This window comes from Streptomyces netropsis, assembly GCF_014203545.1.
Taxonomy (GTDB): domain Bacteria; phylum Actinomycetota; class Actinomycetes; order Streptomycetales; family Streptomycetaceae; genus Streptomyces; species Streptomyces netropsis.
The window spans coordinates 258,182-274,344 of sequence record NZ_JACHJG010000006.1 but is presented as its reverse complement, the minus strand read 5'-3'; the positions used below and the strand labels follow the sequence as shown (position 1 = coordinate 274,344).

Sequence of the window (16,163 nt, the reverse complement as noted above, 5' to 3'; positions counted from 1 at the left end):
ATCGGCCGAATCCCTTGTGCTAGTGGGCATTTCCGGCCAAGCGTCATATCGTGGCATTCCGATGCCATATGACCTGGGCAGGTACCTCGCGTCCTGTGGCGGACGGTTCACATGACGTGTCCGTCGGGGTGTGCCGGGCGTCGAGGTACGACTCAATACCGCTCACCGCGACGGCGCTCGGGTCGTGCCTGTCGCCCGGCAGGTCGGAGGTGGTCACCACGCGTAAGTGTGCGGCGGCGTGAGGGCGTTGGGGTTCCGGTGCGCCGGCGGGTGCTCAATCGGCGTGTTGGGCCAGGGCCGCGTCGACCGCTGCCTCGGCGTGCAGGCGCGCGGTGGGGAAGACCGGTACGGGGCTGTCCTCGGGGCCGATGAGGAGCTCGATCTCGGTGCACCCCAGGATGACGCCCTCGGCGCCCCCCGCGACGAGATCTTCGACGACCCGGCGGTAGGCCGCACGCGACTCGTCGCGGACGATGCCCAGGCAGAGCTCCTCGTAGATCACCCGGTGTACGAGCGCGCGCCCCTCGGAGTTCGGGACGCGGACGTCGAGCCCGCCCGCCGCGAGACGGCCCCGGTAGAAATCCTGCTCCATGGTGAACGCGGTGCCCAGCAGCCCCACCCGGTGAAGTCCCGCGGCGCGGACGGCGTCCGCGGTGGCGTCCGCGAGGTGCAGCAGCGGGACCGAGGTCGCCGCCTCGACGGAGTCCGCGACCTTGTGCATGGTGTTGGTGCAGATGAGCAGCAGATCGGCGCCGGCCGCCTCCAACGACCGGGCGGCGCCGGCCAGCACCTCGCCGGCCTCCGCCCAGCGGCCCTGGACCTGCAACTGCTCGATCTCCGCGAAGTCCACGGAGTGGAGCACGCAGCGGGCCGAGTGGAGACCGCCGAGCCGCTCGCGTGTCCGCTCGTTCAGGATCCGGTAGTACTCCGCCGTCGACTCCCAGCTCATCCCGCCGATCAACCCGATCGTCTTCATGCCCGTGTCCACGCTCGTGCTCCCGCTCCTCGTACGGTCACTGTCTGCACCCACCATAAGGCAGAAGATGCATATCTCATACAGCCATAAGCATTGCTTTGGGTGCTTGTAAGGCGGGTCGGCCCAGACGACCGCAACGGCTGCGAGGAGAACCGCGCCCGTCCCTTCAGGATGTGAGGCGGGTCAGGGTGTGAGGCGGGGTCCGGCCAATGCGGTGAGCATGATCTCCCTGACTCGGTCGACGTACTTCGGCACACCCGCCGCGGCCTCCGGGGTGTCCGGCATGCTGACCACCAAGTCGGCCCGATCGGGGAACCAGTTGAACCACAGCGACACGCCGCTGGCGTTGTCGGGGCCGGTCAGGACGGTCGCGTCCGCGCGCAGGTAGTCGCGGGAGCCCGGCGCGGTCCGTCCGTCCACGTAGGACGCCATGGGTGGGATGGCGGGGACGGCGCCGTCTTCGAGGAGCAGTTCGAGCGCTCGGTGCAGCGGCACGTCGTATCCTGCGCGGGCGCGCTGGAAGCCTTGCTGCGCGGCGGCGATCGTGCCGGCGAGAGTCGGCGAGGCGGGCAGCCGGAACAGCAACGGCACGAGGTTGACCTGCCAGCCGTGCACGTGGAGCAGCCGAGGATAGGCCCTGGTCGACACGGCGGTGAGCACTCGGTAGACGTCATTGCCGGTGAACTCCCACTGCGCGAGAGCCAGTGCGGCGAAGGCACCTGCGCCGAACCCGCCGCCGTGCCGGCCGCAATAGGCGCGGAACGCGCGGGCCTCGGCACCTGTGAGCACCGGGTACTGGAGTCGCGTACCGGTCAGCAGTTCGTCGGCGTCGTTACCCAGCTCGACAGGGAAGCCGGGGAAGCCGCCGTCCCCCGCGGCCAGGAACTCCGACCATGCGGCGAGCTCCGGCGCGGCTTTCGTCAGCGACGCGGAGCGTTCCCGTTCGCGGCGGTTGCAGTCCAGGTAGCCGGGTGCCGGTGCCAGATCGACCGAGGCGCCGCCGCAGGCCGCGTAGTACCGGGTACGGATCTCGTCGAAGAGCAGCGCCAGGGAGTGCCCGTCGGTATAGGCGTGGTCGATCGCGAAGTACACCGTGGACGCCGTGTCCCGTCGGACCACTCCGGCCAGCACACCCGGTCGGCTCGCCGCGGTCTCCTCGTCGATCCGCCGGTGCAGGTGGGCGCGCAGGTCGTCCGTGCTCGTGAGGTCGCCCACGCGAGCCGGACGGACCGTCAGGGAATCAGGTGGCAGGCGGAACCCGGTGAGGTCCTCGGTGTCCGGCTCGTACCAGGTGTGGAAGGCCTCGTGCCGACGCACAAGCCCTTGCCACGCCTCGGTGAGCGCATCGAGATCGGCCCGGCCCGCCAGGTCGAACGCCATGGCCACCCAGGGCGACTGCTGTCGTCCGGCGGCGCGGTTTGCGGCCGCCGACTGCAAGTGCGACCGCTGGAAGTACGACGCGGGCACGTGGTGCGGTACGGGTGCCCGGTCGGTGGTCAGCCGGAACTCGACCACTTCACCCGGCTCGGGTCGCCAGTCAAGGATCTGGGTCATACGCACGGTAGGGTCTCCTCCTCCATTGAGCGGTCGGCTAGACGGGCGTCGGCACCGCTTCGGCCCGATGGCCGTCCGCGACGCCGACGGCGGCGTGCGCGGCGGCCAGAACGAAGCGTTCGACGTTCGCGCGCGCCACGGCCGTGTCGGGGAAGCGCGTCGACACGTGCACGCCGCGGTCGCTCCTGGTCAGCCACACGTACACCTCGGCCGGGCTGTGGATTCGGCTGCGCAGCATCATGTCTTCCTGCTGCGGCGGGGTGCCCACCACCCGGCGTACATCGAGATAGGACACGACGAACCGGGGGTGGATCTCCCTGCGCAGCACCTGGCTGATGTGCGGCAGCGAATTGCCCGGCCCCGGTCTGCGGCGGCGCAGTTCGGCGGCGGCGAAGGCGAGGGTGTCGGTGAAGGCCGCCCCGGGAGCCGTCGGGATCCGCACCGGGTGCAGGCCGACGAACCAGCCCGGGGCCGCTCGCCACTGGTCGGGCCGGGTGTTGGCCAGACTCACCACGGACAGATGTCGCTCACCCGCGACCTTCGCCGCACCGAGCGCGAGGCAGGCGAGCAGCCCTGCGGCGGTGGTGCCTCCGCCTGCGCGCGACGCGGCGGCGAACCTGGTGGTCGCCGGTCCGTCGAGAAGCCAGCGGTAGGCGCTGCGCTGCGTGAGCGGCACCTCGGACGCGCCGAGCGGCAGGGGGAAAGCGGGTGTCTTGTCGTGGGTTTCGCAGAGCAGGGTCCGCCAGTGGTCCGTGTGTTCAGGCCCCATCGGCAGCCGGTCGACCAGGCTCCGCTCCTCGGCACCGAAGTCCAGGAAGGTCAGCCCGGGTATGTTCTCGGCGCGGCCTGCCAGGAGGCCGCGGATCTGCCCCGGGATCATGGCGAGCGTGTAGCCGTCCACGATGCCGTGATCCGCCCCCGCGAACACCGTCACCCCGCCTGCGCCCTCGACCGTTGCGAAGACCACCTGCGGCCAGCCCAACGGTCCCGCGCCGCGGTCGAAGAAGGCCTCGATCTGTCGTCGGACCGAGGCGCCGTCGGCGAAGTCGCCGATGTCCTCCCGTCGCAGCGTGACCGCGCTCGCGGGGAGCGTGCGGCGTACGCAGCGCTCACGGGCCGGCACCAGTCTGCTCCGCAGGTGTTCGTGTCCGCGCACCCAGGACGAGAACGCGGAACCGACCTGGTGCCGGCTGACCCGGCCCACGCCGAACGACACCCCGACCCATGCCGGATCGACATGCCGTGGTCCCCGCGCGGCCGCGGCACGCACATGGTGCTCGTGGACGAGCGCGGGCGCTCGTGGGTCGTCCGCCCAGGCCGAGGCGGCGGCGGTCGGTGTCCAGAACACCAGTCGGCCGGCGGGAACCCTGCTGTCACCCAATTCTGTGAACTTCAATGTCTCACCGCATCGACAAAGTACGACGCCGGTCTTGAATCACCATCACGATGCTCTCCTTATGACGCCTCGGTGCGGCGGGCCGAAGCTATCCGGTCGCGATGAAACAAAGATGAAATCGAGAGGTGTTCGCTGGTCACGCAGATCGGGGCGTCGGTACGGGGGAACAACCCTCTTGTTGCTCTTCGGGTGCGCTGGTAGCTTCTGCTCCCGTCATTCATTCCGTAACTGCGCCGATTCATTGGCCGACGCTGGAAGGTCAATTCATGAACGCACGAGCAGACACCGAATCCTCCCGGGTCGTGGGCGATATGGAACCGTCCATGGACTATGCCGCGCTGCGTCGCGACCCGGAATACGCCGAGTTGAACCGCGCGCTGCTCGACCTGGTCCCGGTCGGCTCCGGGCCGGCCGTCCTCGACCTGGGGTGCGGAGACGGAGCCGTCAGCGAGCAACTGCTGCTGCGCGACCCGGCCATGTCCCTGGTCGGCGTCGATCCCGAACCGGCCCTGCTCGACGCGGCACAGGCCCGCCTGGGCGACCGGGCCCGATTCGTCGGGGGAGACGCGTCCTCCGTCTCCCGGTTGTTCCCGCCGGACGCCTTCGACACGGTCGTGCTGGCCAACTGCATTCATCTCGTCCCGGACCTCGACGAGGCGCTCACCGCGATCGGACAGGTTCTCGCCGGAGGCGGACGCCTGGTGTTCAACTCGGCCTTCTACTCGGGCGCGGAAACCGCGGCCGACCTGCCCCTGTACGCCGAGTTGGTCGGCACGGCCCGCCGTGTCGCCCGGTCGCGCGGGCTCCCGCTGGTCCGGTCGGCCGTCGGCCGGCCCTCTGGGCTGCGCAGGAGTGCCGGGGACTATCAGGCTGCCCTCGACGCGGGCGGCTTCACCGGCGTGGTCACCACCGAGCGGGCGTTCACCCTCGGCCCGCGCTTTCTCGCCGCATTGTGCTCGACCCCGATGTTCGCCGCCGCCGCGCTACCCGGGATCGACCGGCATACCGCTGCGGAACTGCTCACCGAGACGATGGAACAGCAATACGAGCGCGCCCCGTTCACGATCACGCGGCGCTGTGTGTACTTCTCCGCGATCCGGCCGTGAAAAACATCGGAAAGGAATTCATCATGACCGAGGCTTTGCACGTGGTGACCCAGGCTATTGTCGAAATCCGGCCGGACCTGGGTGAATCCCCATCGGAAATCACCCGCCACTCGGCCCTGTTCTACGCCGCTGATCCCGGCCAGCCGGTGTTGGGTCTCGATTCCATGGAGGCGCTCGAGCTCATCGCCGTGCTGGAGCGGGAATTCGGGGTCGAGCTGGCGGACACCGGTATCAGGATCGCCGATCTGCGCACGGTCGGAGACGTGGCCGACGCGATGTCGGGGGCGCTGTGATGTCCGAGGCGCCGCGCCATCGTGTGCTGGTGACCGGCATCGGCGTCGAGTCGTGCGCGGGCGCCACACCGGACGAGTTGTGGGACGCCCTGTCCGCGGGACGCCCCGCGATCTCGGCGCTGGAACTCGAGCAACCGCTGCCGTGCCAGGTCGGTGGCGCGGTCAAGGGGTTCGACCCCCGGGAGCACATGTCCACCCAACAGGTCCGCCGTACCTCACGCTTTCAGCAGTTGTTGTTCTCCGCGGCGATGAAGGCACGGGAGGACGCGAGGCTGCGCACGGCGCCGGGGGCGCTGTACGTCGGCACCGGCGGCGGTGGGCTCGACGAGACCGCGCAACTCGTGACCGTCCTGCGCCAGGAGGGGTGGTCACGGATGAACCGGCTCGGCCTGCTCCGGCTGTTGCCCAACCAGGCTGCCGGGCTCGTCGCCCAGGAACTGGACATCACCGGCCCGGTGCTCACCATCTCGACCGCCTGCGCATCCTCGACGGACGCCATCGGAGCCGGCCTGCGCGCGGTGCGTGACGGCATCGCCGACGTGGTCCTCGTCGGCGGCGTGGAGAGCTGGCTGGACCTGCCGAGCCTGGCGTCGTTCTGCTTGCTGGACGCGCTCTCTAGGCGACCCGCGGCCGAGGCGGTGCGCGCGTCCCGGCCGTTCGACCGCGACCGCGACGGCATGGTGCCGGCCGAGGGCGCCGCCGTGCTCGTGCTGGAGTCCGAGCGATCCGCGCTGCGTCGCGGCGCGACCGTGCACGGCGAGGTGCTCGGCGCCGCGTCCACCTGCGACGCCCACCACGCCCTGGCTCCCCGGCCGGACGGCGCGATTGCGGCCAGGACGATCGAGCTGGCCTGCGCCGACGCCCGCCTCGACCCCACTGCCGTCGACCTGGTCAGTGCGCACGGAACGTCGACACCGCTCAACGACCGGGCGGAAACGGCGGCCATCAAGCGCGCGTTCGGCTCGCACGCGCGACATGTGGCGATCACGGCGCCCAAGTCGGTCATCGGCCACGCCTGCGGCGCGTGCGGGGTGTTGGAGAGCGTCGGCGTGCTGCTCGCCATGCGCGAGAAGTATGTGCCGCCCACCGCGAACCTGGACAACCCCGACCCCGACTGCGACTTGGACTACACCCCGCTCGTGGGCCGACCCGCCTCGATCAACGTCGCCATCAAGCAGAACTTCGGATTCGGCGGCCAGAACTCGGCGGTCGTGTTCGGCGCCGCGTGACCGCACCGAGCGGTCGCACTCCCACCAGTGCCCCGTCCACCCCGGGCCGAAAGCCGAGTGGCGGCGCCGTCAGCGAGGGGGAGCGACGCCGCCCGGCCCGGTCGACTGCCGGGGTGCCCGGTAGGTGCGGGCCAGGTGGTCCTGGAGGCGGGCGTGGCGGAACTGGTAGACCGCGCCTGCCTGGCGGAGAACACCCCGCTGATAGGCGTCCTCCAGGAAGGTGACGACGGACCAGGGCAGCTGGCCGGTCAGCGGCAGCCAGATCCGGGAGAACACCACCCACTGGCCCCAGGCCGTCAGGCCGAGGGCATAGCTGAGTGCGCCGCCGAGCCCGCTGATGAGGCCGAGCTTGAACGAGGACGTGGTGCTCCAGACGATCGGTCCCAGGAGGTCCGATGAGAGGCCGGTCACCAGCTCGGCCCCGAAGCCGACCAGGATTCCGAAAGTGGGGGCCCAGACGAGGAGCTGAGTGACGACCGTCCGGAAGTTGGTGCGCAGGAGACCGACCGGATTGATGGCGGACCGGATGTCGAGGGGCGTTTCGAGGAGGCTCAGCAGGCCGAAGCTGGGACCGGCCGCCAGCGCGAACGCAAGTCCGTAGATGATGCCGTCGCAGAGACCGGTGTGCAGGGCGGCCGGAAGCCCGACGTGACGGATGACGCCGTTGTGCACCCCGCGTACGAAGCCGTAGCCGAAGCCGAAGACGAGCCCGCCCAGCAATCCGATCACGAGCCGGGGGACGGTCCTCCGCGCGGCCTTCCCGGCCCTGCCGGACATCTTCACGCGCACGCCGGACGGCGCCACCGCCGCGTTCTTGGCCGCCACCATGAACCAGTACGTGATCCCGAACATGAGCCCGGCGACGATCCCCACGGCCAGCCCGTCCGCGAGCTGGAATCCGAGGGAGTCGAAGAGGGTGCCGACCACACAGTCGACGAGCCCGGTGACCAGACAGATCATCAGCGCGGTCACCAGCGTGCGCGTGGAGCGGCGCAGCCCCGAACCGAGCCGCCACCACTCCAGGTTGGGGGTGTCGAGCCGGGTCAGGTGGTGGGCGAGATAGCCGAGCCAGTACCGGGCGCGTTCCGCGTCGACGCCGCGACGCGGACCACTGCCCGGCCGGTGTTCCGGCCGGGGGCGGTAGACGGCGGCGACGAAATTGTCGAGAAGGTGCTCCTCCAACTCCCCGGGGCTGCCGAATCGCCGGGTGTCCAGGAGCGACACCGGGTCGTGGCCGGGGGTGTCGCTGTAGACGGCGCGGGCGAGAGCGACCATCAGCGGGGTGGTGAGCACCGCGGCGAGGTTGGCACCGGCCTGGCTGCGCGGTCGCTCACGCAGCTCGCTCAGCACGGGGTCCCAGGCGGTCCTCGCGGGGTCCCCGCCGCGGGCCTTGCGCGTGGTGCGCGGCAGGTAGTCGGCCAGGTCGCCCGGGGTGAGATCGGTCAGATTCACCGCCGCGGCGGAGGTGAGCACGTCGGTCTCCGCCACCGCGGCGGCGTACTCGGACGGCCGGCTCGTCAGCAGGAGGGGCAGGGCGGTGGCGTTGAGTGCCTCCAGCGCGGGGCGGCGCAGACCGCCGGCGATCTCGTCGAAGCCGTCCAGCACGGGGAGCACCCGGCTGCTCTCGACCAGTGCGGCGGCGAGGCTCGTCCCGGCGGGTCCCGGCGCGGCGAGACCGGGGTGATCGCGTGTCAGCTGCCTCGTCAGCCAGTCCCGGAACGTGATGGCGGTGGGATCCCACGAGCCGATACTGAAGATCACTGGTACGGCATCGGTGCGGGCCCTCGACTTCAGGTAGTCCAGGACGAACCGCACGGCGAGGATCGTCTTCCCGGAGCCGGGCCGGCCCAGCACCACCAGCCGCCCGGACGGGATCCGCCGGTACACGCCCACGATCTCGTCCAGGCGCCCGCTCAGGTCCAGCGGACCGTGGCTGACCCCGGCGGGCAGACAGTGGATGTTGGCCCAGTGGTCGGTCAGCTCCTCGGGAGCCGACCGCCAGCCCACCGGCAGCGGGTAGGGGTCGTGGACCTGCCGGTGCTCCTCCTCGCGCTGCCAGCGGGCAGCCACCGTCTGCGCGAGCTGCTCGCCGATGTCGGCCAGGGTTTCCTGGAACACCGAGACCGGCTGCCCCGCGGCCGGTCGGACGTGGTCGGTCGAGTCGTCCGCCCGGCCCTCGTGCCCGGTCCGGCGGATGGCGGCGGCCAACAGCTCCTCACGGTCCTCCGGTGCCAGCCCGAGTGCGTCGGCCAGCAGCCGCACCGTGGTCACCCGGGGGTCGGTGCGCTCGCCGGTCTCCAGTCCGCGGATGGTGCGCACGCCCACTCCCGCGCTTTCTGCCAGGGTCTCCTGAGTCATTCCCGCGTCGTGCCGCAGCCGCTTTAAGAGCGCGCTGAACTCACTGGCCACAGGTCACGGCCTCCCCCTTGGATATGTCGTTTCCCCAGGTGGGGGACTCTAGCGCGGCCACCGGCCGGATACGGCCGGTCTTCTGGCCTGTCCGTTTTCCGCCGCCGGGGCCAGCGTCGACGGCATTCGCCGCAGGAAGCAGCCCGGACCCGGGGAGCCACGATGCCGATCACCGCGACCACCGCCCAGCCGACCGTCACCACGCTCAGGCACCAGGAGCGCGAGGTGCTCTACGCGGTCGGCTGTGGCCTGAGGGACGACGAGATCGCCGCCGCCCTCGCCATCCCCGAGGACACCGTGGCCGGACACCTCGCACGGATCCTCGGCACACTCGGACTGCGTGATCGGGCCGCCGCCATCGTCCACGCCTTCGACTGCGGCCTGGTCGCCCCCGGCCGCGGCCCCCGCAGACAGGTGCCGCGCCCGGTGCCGTCGACGGCCACCCGCCACATGCCCGCACCACGGTTGCGCATATCGGTGCTCGGACCACTGCGGGCATGGCGCGACGGACAGCCCCTGGACCTGGGGCATCTGCGCCAGCAAGCCGTGCTGACGGCGCTGGCGCTGTGCCTGGGCCGGACGGTCAGCCGGCAGGAACTGCTCGACGGGGTGTGGGGGGAGGAGCCGCCGAGCACGAACGTGGTGCCGGTGTACATCTACCGGCTGCGCAAGATCCTTGGCGGGGGAGGCAGCCCGGACCCGGCGATCGAGCGCGACCGGTGCGGCTACCGGCTGCTCCCCGGCGCGGTCACCGTGGACGTGGCGCGTGTGGAGGAACTGGTCACCGAGGCCGGCACCGCCGAGCGGGCGGGTGAACTGACCGAGGCGGTCCGTGCCTGCTCACAGGCGCTCGACCTGTTCCGTGGTGAGCCCCTGGCCGGCCTGCCCGGGCCGTTGGCCGAGCTGGAGCGGCTGCGGCTCACCACGCGCAGGATCGTCCTCGTGCAGCGGAAGCTCGACTGGCAACTGCGGCTGGGCCAGCATTGCGAAGCGATCGCCGAGCTGTCGGCCTTGACCGTGGCGCAGCCCCTGAACGAACCGGTCGCCGCGATGCTCATGCGCGCGCTGTACCTGAGCGGTCGGCAGGCCGACGCCTTGACCGTGTTCGACCGCACCCGCCGCCGTCTGGCCGATGACCTGGGGGTCTCTCCGGGCCGAGTGCTGCGGCGGACGCACCACATGATTCTCCGCGGGGACGAAGCCTGCCGCGACCTCACCGGAACCACCAAGTGACCGGACCCACGCGGCATACGCGCAACGAGGAACTGCTGCTGGCGAGGATCTCGGCGGCGGCCGGCCGCTGGCACCTCGGCAAGCGGCGTGCCACCTACGCGGGGGCCGCGCACACGGCACACGCGAAGGCCCTGTGGAACCGGGGGATCCGGGGTCTGCTGACCTTCGTCGGATACGGCAGGACGTCCGCGCCGAAAGTGCGTGACGACGCGCGACTGGACCTGTACGTGCACGGCATGACGGTGGCCGTCCAGGGGCGGATCCACGTCGTCCGCTACGACACCACCTCCGTATTCCGGACGGGCACCGCACACGACTCGGCCCGCGTCGACACCGTCTACACCCTCACCGACGTCGACGGGGAGCGGGTCGAACTGCGCGGCCTGCCGGAGTACGGCGACGCGGCGGCATGGCGATCCGAGATCCAGCGGGGCGTCATCCGCGCCCAACTGCCCCAGGCGCTGGCGGCACTTGACCAGGGTGAGCGCCTGCACTTCGGCGGCATCTGGCTGACCGGGGAGAAGGTCGGGTACGGAGAGGTTGGCGTGCGATGGCCGCAGGTCCGGCACCTGCGGATCCGGCAGGGAGCCATCGAGCTCGACGTCGACGGGACGTGGCAGGGGCTGGGCTCCGAGGTGTCCGAGATCCCGAACGTCTTCGTCCTCCGCGCGCTCGTCGAGCGTCTCGGGCCGGACGGCGTGCGCTGACCTCCTGCGGCCCCGGGGCGGAGCCCGGGGGGCTGTTTCCTCGCACCCCGGTTGCTGTGGTCCGCCGGAGCCGGGGTGGGATCAGGTGGGGGCCGCTTCCAGGGCGTCGGCCCGTCGGCGCAGGTCTGCCGCGATGTCGTCCCAGACGGGGCCGTGGAGGTAGAGACTGTCGGCCGCCTCCCGCATCAACGTCGGATCGTCGGGACGCTGGAGGAGCAGCAGCCGGTAGGCGAGGTTGCGGACCCACTGGGGGAGCCGGCTCTCCACCATGTGGGGGCCCAGCTCCCGCAGCATGGAGAGGATCGAGTCGGCGTCGGCGAAGGTCAGTTCTTCGACGAAGTAGTGCTCCTCGTGCTCGCGGTCGCACGCGGGCACGGGCCGAAACTCGTCGCCGTAGAGACATCGGGCGTGTTCGGACAAGGTCGTGTGCATGATCTTGAGCCTACGATGTCGTGATCTTGAGGGTTGCCCGCCCCGGTCGGCGTCGGCGACGGCGCGAGCGGGCCGACGTCGTCGACGCGGGGGCGGGCCGGGAGGGCCGGTCCGGCGGCCCGTGTCGCCCGTTAGGGTGATGTGATCATTCCTTGAAGAAAGGCCTGCGGCTCACCGTGACCGAGGCACGCCCCCACACCCTGTTCTCCTTCGGCACGCTGATGGACGAGCGGGTCCAGACCGCTCTCTTCGGCCGAGCCGTGCCCAGCTCTTCGGCCTCGCTGGTCGGCTATACGACCAGGCCCCTGCCGATCACCGACCCGTCCGTGATCGCCGCCAGCGGCCTCGACGTACACCTGACCCTGGAGTGCAGGATCGGCTCCGTGGTCGAGGGCGCCGTCCTGCGCCTCACCGACCGGGAACTCGCCGCAGTCGACGCCTACGAAGTCGACGACTACGCCCGCCGGCGGGTGCTCCTCACCTCCGGGGAAAGCGCCTGGGCCTACCTGGACGCGAAACCGCTGCGCGCGGCAGCGCGCATCGTGATCGTGGGCGACAGCATCGCCTACGGCCGCTGTGATCCGCACGGCGGATGGGCAGCCCGCCTGGCGGCTACCCACATCGCCGGGAACGAGGCCGACCACCGGGTCTTCAACCTGGCCATCCCCGGCAGCACCCTGACCGATGTCAGTGAGCAGACACCCGCGCTGCTGGCTCCTCGCCGCCCCGACACCCTTCTTGTCGCCGCCGGTATCAACGACTCCGCCCTGCCGCTCGGTGCCCCACAGGCCCAGGGCGACTGGCTGGCCCGCATCGCGGACAGTCTCGGCTCGCTGGCTGCCACGGCACTCGGCCACCAAGCGCGGCTCGTCGTCGCGGGGCCGACATGGCTCGATGAAGAACGCACCCGCGACTACGAGGGCCTGAGATTCACCCGGGCGCGAGCGCTGGCCCTGCACGAATCCCTGCGCGTCTGGTGCGACGAGAACCACGTCGACTACCTCGACATGTGGGAGCCGCTGTGTGAGAAGACCGACCTGCTCGTCGACGGCCTGCACCCCGACCCGGAAGGGCACCAGGTGCTCCATCGGCACCTCAGCGCTCTCAGTCGCTGAGGTGCGGCAAGGGGGCAGTGCGGCGGTACACGGCCCGCCGCGGCCCGAGCGCGTACGCACTCTCCTCGATGTGCGTATGCCGCTCGTGGCGGACCGTGCCACGGCGCCGGCCGCATTGACGTGTGGGGCGTCGGACGGCCATTGCCGCGTGTCGTAATATGTCCGGCGTCGCTATTGCGTCCTCGGCCATCCCGTCGTCATCGAGCCCGGACAACCGTCGATCTTGTTCACGGATCCTCCCGGCTCTTCGTGCCGCGCCCGGTGTCCGTTCCCGGGGGCCGATCTCGGTGAAGGCCATGGGACCGCACCCGGTGCAGGCGATGGCTTCCGCCCAGCCCGGCAGACGGTGTCGCCGGTCGGCGCGCGCCGACGGAGCAGGTTCGGCTGCCGGATGACCGAGAGGCGCGTAGAGGCGCCCCCTCGGTCTCCAGACAGAACGGAAAGCACGTCGTGGATATGAGCGCGGCCAATCGAAAGGGCCTCAGCCTCTTCGCCCTGATAATGATCGGGCTGGGGTCGATCTTCGGATCGGGCTGGCTCTTCGGGGCCGGTCAGGCGGCTCAGGTCGCCGGGCCCGCCGCGCTGGTCGCCTGGGTGATCGGCGCCGTCTTCATCGGCATGATCGCCATGACGTACGCCGAGGTCGGTGCCGCCTACCCGCTGCCGGGCGCCATGGCCCGGTTCGGCTCCATCTCGCACGGCCCGGTGCTGGGCTTCATGACCGGCTGGGCGGTGTGGATCGCGACCGCCTCGCTGATTCCCATCGAGGCCATCGCCGGAACCCAGTACATGTCGTCGTGGAGCTTCGGCTGGGCCCGGGAACTGGTCGCCGACGGCCGGCTGACCGGCACGGGCATGGCGATGGCGCTGTTCCTGAGCGTCGCGCTGTGGCTGGCCTGCTACTGGTCGGTCGAGCTGCTGGCGCGGGCCAACAACCTCCTGACCCTGGTCAAGTTCGCCATCCCCGTCCTCGCGGTCGGTGCGCTCATCGCGTCCGGCTTCCACACCGGTAACTTCACCGCGCACGGCGGCTTCGCCCCCAACGGCTGGTCCGCCGTGCTCACCGCTGTCTCCGCCTCGGGCGTCGTCTTCGCCTTCAACGGCTTCCAGGCCGTCGTCAACCTCGGCGGCGCCGCCAAGAACCCGGGCCGGGCCATCCCGCTCGCCCTCGTCGGCGCGCTCTCCCTCGGCCTGGTCATCTACCTCGCCCTCCAGGTCGCCTTCCTCGGCGCCGTACCGCCGGAGCGGCTCGCCGAGGCCGGGGGCTGGAGCGGGGTGAACTTCGCGTCGCCGTTCGCCGACCTCGCCAAGCTGCTGATGCTGCACTGGGTGGTCACCATGCTCCAGTTCGGCGCCTTCATCTCGCCGAACGGTGCCAACATCGGCAACGTCGCCTCGGCCGCGTACCTGGCACAGAACCTCGCCGAGACCGGCTTCTTCCCCAAGAAGATCGCCGAGGTGCACCCCCGCTACGGCGTCGCCCGCCCCGCCATGTGGCTGAACCTCGGTTTCTCCGTACTGCTCCTGCTCACCGTCGGCCACAGCTGGGAGGCCCTGGCCAGCGTCGTCTCCGCCGCGATGGTCGTCTCCTACCTCATGGGACCGATCGCGGTCGGCGTCTTCCGGCAGACCAAGCCCGACCTCCCCCGCCCCTTCCGGCTCCCCGCGGCCCGGGTGCTCTGCCCCGTCACCTTCGCGTTCGCCGCCTGCGCCCTGTACTGGTCGAAGTGGCCCAACACCGGCAAGGTCGCCCTGCTCACCCTGATCTCCGTGCCCATCGCCGCCGTGGTGCTGCGCCGCCAGGGCGAGACCAGCCTGCGCCGGCAGTTCGCGCCGGCCTGGTGGATGGCCGCGTTCCTGCCGTGGATGGCGCTGCTGTCCGCTCTCGGCAGCTCCGAGTTCGGCGGCCACGGGGTGATCCCCGGCGGCCTGGACATCACCCTGGTCGCCCTTTCCGCCCTCGGCTTCTACTTCTGGGCCGTTCGCGCCGGCGTCCAGGCCCACCGCGCGGGCCTGCCGCACCCCGACCCGGTACCCGACGCCACCGCCGGGCCCGTGCCCGGGCAGCGTCACCCCGAGCCCGCCGGGGCCGTCGGCAGGTAGCGCGGCGCTCGCCAGGCGTTCAGCCGGTGCTCCACCGCGGCCCCCAGCGACAGCAGCCGGCCGTCCTGGTGGTCGCCTGCCATGAGGAGCAGGCCGACAGGCAGCTCGTTCACGAATCCGGCGGGCACGGACAACGACGGGTAGCCGGCCACGGCCGCCGGGGTGGAGGAGGGGATCACGTCGTTGTCGCCGCGCGCGCAGTCGGTCGTCCAGGCCGGCGGGTTCGTCGGCGAGGCGATGGCGTCCAGGCGGTGGGCGGCCATGGTCTCGTCGATCGAACGCCGGGACAGATCCGTCAGCTCGGCACGCACCGCCCGGTACTCCGGGCTGGTGGTAGGAGGCGCGGCGAGGGCTTGCTCGAACAGCTCCTGGCCGGCGAAGCAGGCCCGCTCCGCCGGGTGGGTACGGTTGAACTCGATCAATTCAGCGAGGTTGCGGGGCCCGGTGCGTGAGGCGAGGTATCGGTCGATGTCCCGGTGGAACTCGCTCAGCAACGCCGGGAACTCGAGTTCGGCGAGTCGCTCCTGATACGGGGGCGTGACCTCGACGACCTCGGCACCCGCCCCGCGCAGCCTCTCCGCCGTCCGGATCGTCAGGGCGTCCACCTGCGGCCCGAGCGACGGCAGGCGCCACAGGCCGATCCGCCGACCGCGCAGACCACCGGGGTGTCCCGGCCGGCCCGCAACGCCGAGCGAGCCGCCGGCGGCCGGGACCTCCCCACCGCTGAGCACGGACAGCGTGAGCGCGGCATCGATCACATGGCGTGCCATGGGCCCCGCGGTGTCCTGTTCGGCGGAGATCGGCACCACGCCGGCTCGGCTGACGAGCCCGAGGCTGGGCTTGTGGCCGACCACCCCGTTCATCCCGGCCGGGCACACGATGGAGCCGTCGGTCTCGGTGCCGATCGCCACCTGTGACAACGACGCGGCGAGCGCGGCGGCCGATCCGGAGGACGAACCGCACGGGTTCCGGTCCAGTACATACGGATTGTTGGTCTGCCCGCCCACCGCCGACCACCCCGAGGTCGGTTTCGCCGCACGGAAGTTCGCCCACTCGGACAGGTTGGTCTTGCCCAGGATCACCGCTCCCGCGTCCCGCAGCCGGGTCACCAGGGCGGCGTCGGTGTCCGGCGGGCTCCCGGCCAGCGCCAGCGACCCGGCCGTGGTCGGCATGCCGCGGGTGTTCACGTTGTCCTTCAGCAGAACGGGGATGCCGTCGAGCGGGCTGCGGGTCTCGCCGCGACGATGCCTGGCGTCACTGGCAGCCGCCTGGCGCAGGGCAGTCGTGTCGGTGCGCAGGACCGCATGGATCCGGGGATCGACGGTCTCGATCCGCCGTAGGTAGGCGGTGGTCAGCGCCGACGAGGTCAACGTTCCGGTCGCCATGCGGAGTTGCAGCTCCGGGATCGTCGCCGTATCGAGATCGACTTCTGGCGTCCGGGGCGAACCGAGCGGCGGCGGACCGCCGGTGCCAGGTTCCCCGGCTTGCGCACGGGGACCCGGCGCGCCCGTCAAGGCAGCCCCTACGACCAGCGCGACGATCGGTGCGGCAGTTCTCCTCTTCCCCATGGGAATCAGGGCACTACACGCCGGTGTCCGGCGCAAGGGTGC

Annotated in this window: 13 protein-coding genes; 7 read left to right on the top strand and 6 right to left on the bottom strand. The window is 71.0% G+C overall.

Translation table 11 applies throughout. From position 1 onward, the window contains the following. Nucleotides 1-274 precede the first annotated feature (274 nt). The 3 genes from FHS38_RS16845 to FHS38_RS16835 form a co-directional block, all read right to left on the bottom strand. Nucleotides 275-976, bottom strand: a complete 702-nt coding sequence (locus tag FHS38_RS16845; RefSeq protein ID WP_184734505.1) for an aspartate/glutamate racemase family protein — start codon at nt 974-976, stop codon at nt 275-277. Between the two features lie 183 nt (nt 977-1,159). Then, the gene (locus FHS38_RS16840) at nt 1,160-2,530 is read right to left on the bottom strand and encodes a condensation domain-containing protein (protein ID WP_184734383.1); all 1,371 of its coding nucleotides are present in this window, start codon (nt 2,528-2,530) and stop codon (nt 1,160-1,162) included. Nucleotides 2,531-2,567: 37 nt separating this feature from the next. Beyond that, nucleotides 2,568-3,911 carry a condensation domain-containing protein gene (locus FHS38_RS16835; protein ID WP_184734382.1) on the bottom strand — a complete coding sequence of 448 codons (1,344 nt, stop codon included), beginning with the start codon at nt 3,909-3,911 and terminating at the stop codon, nt 2,568-2,570. Between the two features lie 281 nt (nt 3,912-4,192). Here FHS38_RS16835 and FHS38_RS16830 point away from each other — a divergent pair, with 281 nt between their 5' ends. Genes FHS38_RS16830 through FHS38_RS16820 form a run of 3 tightly spaced genes read left to right on the top strand, consistent with a single transcriptional unit; the run spans nt 4,193 to nt 6,554 of the window. Continuing rightward, nucleotides 4,193-5,032, top strand: a complete 840-nt coding sequence (locus FHS38_RS16830) for a class I SAM-dependent methyltransferase (RefSeq protein ID WP_184734381.1) — start codon at nt 4,193-4,195, stop codon at nt 5,030-5,032. A 23-nt stretch (nt 5,033-5,055) separates the two neighbouring features. Then, a complete protein-coding gene (locus tag FHS38_RS16825; protein ID WP_184734380.1) occupies nt 5,056-5,325 on the top strand; it encodes an acyl carrier protein in 270 nt (89 codons plus the stop codon). 29 nt (nt 5,326-5,354) lie between these two features. Next, nucleotides 5,355-6,554 (top strand): beta-ketoacyl-[acyl-carrier-protein] synthase family protein, encoded by a 1,200-nt coding sequence (locus FHS38_RS16820; protein ID WP_184734379.1) that lies wholly within the window; start codon nt 5,355-5,357, stop codon nt 6,552-6,554. Between the two features lie 69 nt (nt 6,555-6,623). Here the strand turns inward: FHS38_RS16820 and FHS38_RS16815 are convergent, their stop codons facing one another. Further along, nucleotides 6,624-8,912 carry an NACHT domain-containing protein gene (locus FHS38_RS16815; protein WP_221495069.1) on the bottom strand — a complete coding sequence of 763 codons (2,289 nt, stop codon included), beginning with the start codon at nt 8,910-8,912 and terminating at the stop codon, nt 6,624-6,626. Between the two features lie 213 nt (nt 8,913-9,125). Here FHS38_RS16815 and FHS38_RS16810 point away from each other — a divergent pair, with 213 nt between their 5' ends. Together FHS38_RS16810 and FHS38_RS16805 are read left to right on the top strand one after the other, a co-directional pair. Then, nucleotides 9,126-10,196, top strand: a complete 1,071-nt coding sequence (locus tag FHS38_RS16810; protein ID WP_184734377.1) for an AfsR/SARP family transcriptional regulator — start codon at nt 9,126-9,128, stop codon at nt 10,194-10,196. Beyond that, on the top strand, nt 10,193-10,903 hold the full coding sequence (locus FHS38_RS16805; protein ID WP_229821984.1) for a DUF6585 family protein: 711 nt from the start codon (nt 10,193-10,195) through the stop codon (nt 10,901-10,903). Before FHS38_RS16810 ends, FHS38_RS16805 begins: the two co-directional genes overlap by 4 nt. A gap of 81 nt (nt 10,904-10,984) precedes the next feature. Here FHS38_RS16805 and FHS38_RS16800 read toward each other — a convergent pair whose 3' ends face one another. Further along, nucleotides 10,985-11,335, bottom strand: coding sequence for a hypothetical protein (locus FHS38_RS16800; RefSeq protein WP_184734376.1), 351 nt, complete (start codon nt 11,333-11,335; stop codon nt 10,985-10,987). A 152-nt stretch (nt 11,336-11,487) separates the two neighbouring features. Between FHS38_RS16800 and FHS38_RS16795 the strand changes: the two genes are divergently transcribed. Together FHS38_RS16795 and FHS38_RS16790 are read left to right on the top strand one after the other, a co-directional pair. Next, nucleotides 11,488-12,450, top strand: coding sequence for a GDSL-type esterase/lipase family protein (locus tag FHS38_RS16795; RefSeq protein WP_229821983.1), 963 nt, complete (start codon nt 11,488-11,490; stop codon nt 12,448-12,450). A 450-nt stretch (nt 12,451-12,900) separates the two neighbouring features. Beyond that, the gene (locus tag FHS38_RS16790) at nt 12,901-14,553 is read left to right on the top strand and encodes an APC family permease (RefSeq protein ID WP_184734375.1); all 1,653 of its coding nucleotides are present in this window, start codon (nt 12,901-12,903) and stop codon (nt 14,551-14,553) included. Here the strand turns inward: FHS38_RS16790 and FHS38_RS16785 are convergent. Then, nucleotides 14,520-16,121, bottom strand: coding sequence for an amidase family protein (locus FHS38_RS16785; protein WP_184734374.1), 1,602 nt, complete (start codon nt 16,119-16,121; stop codon nt 14,520-14,522). The genes FHS38_RS16790 and FHS38_RS16785 overlap by 34 nt on opposite strands. Between the last annotated feature and the right edge of the window lie 42 nt (nt 16,122-16,163).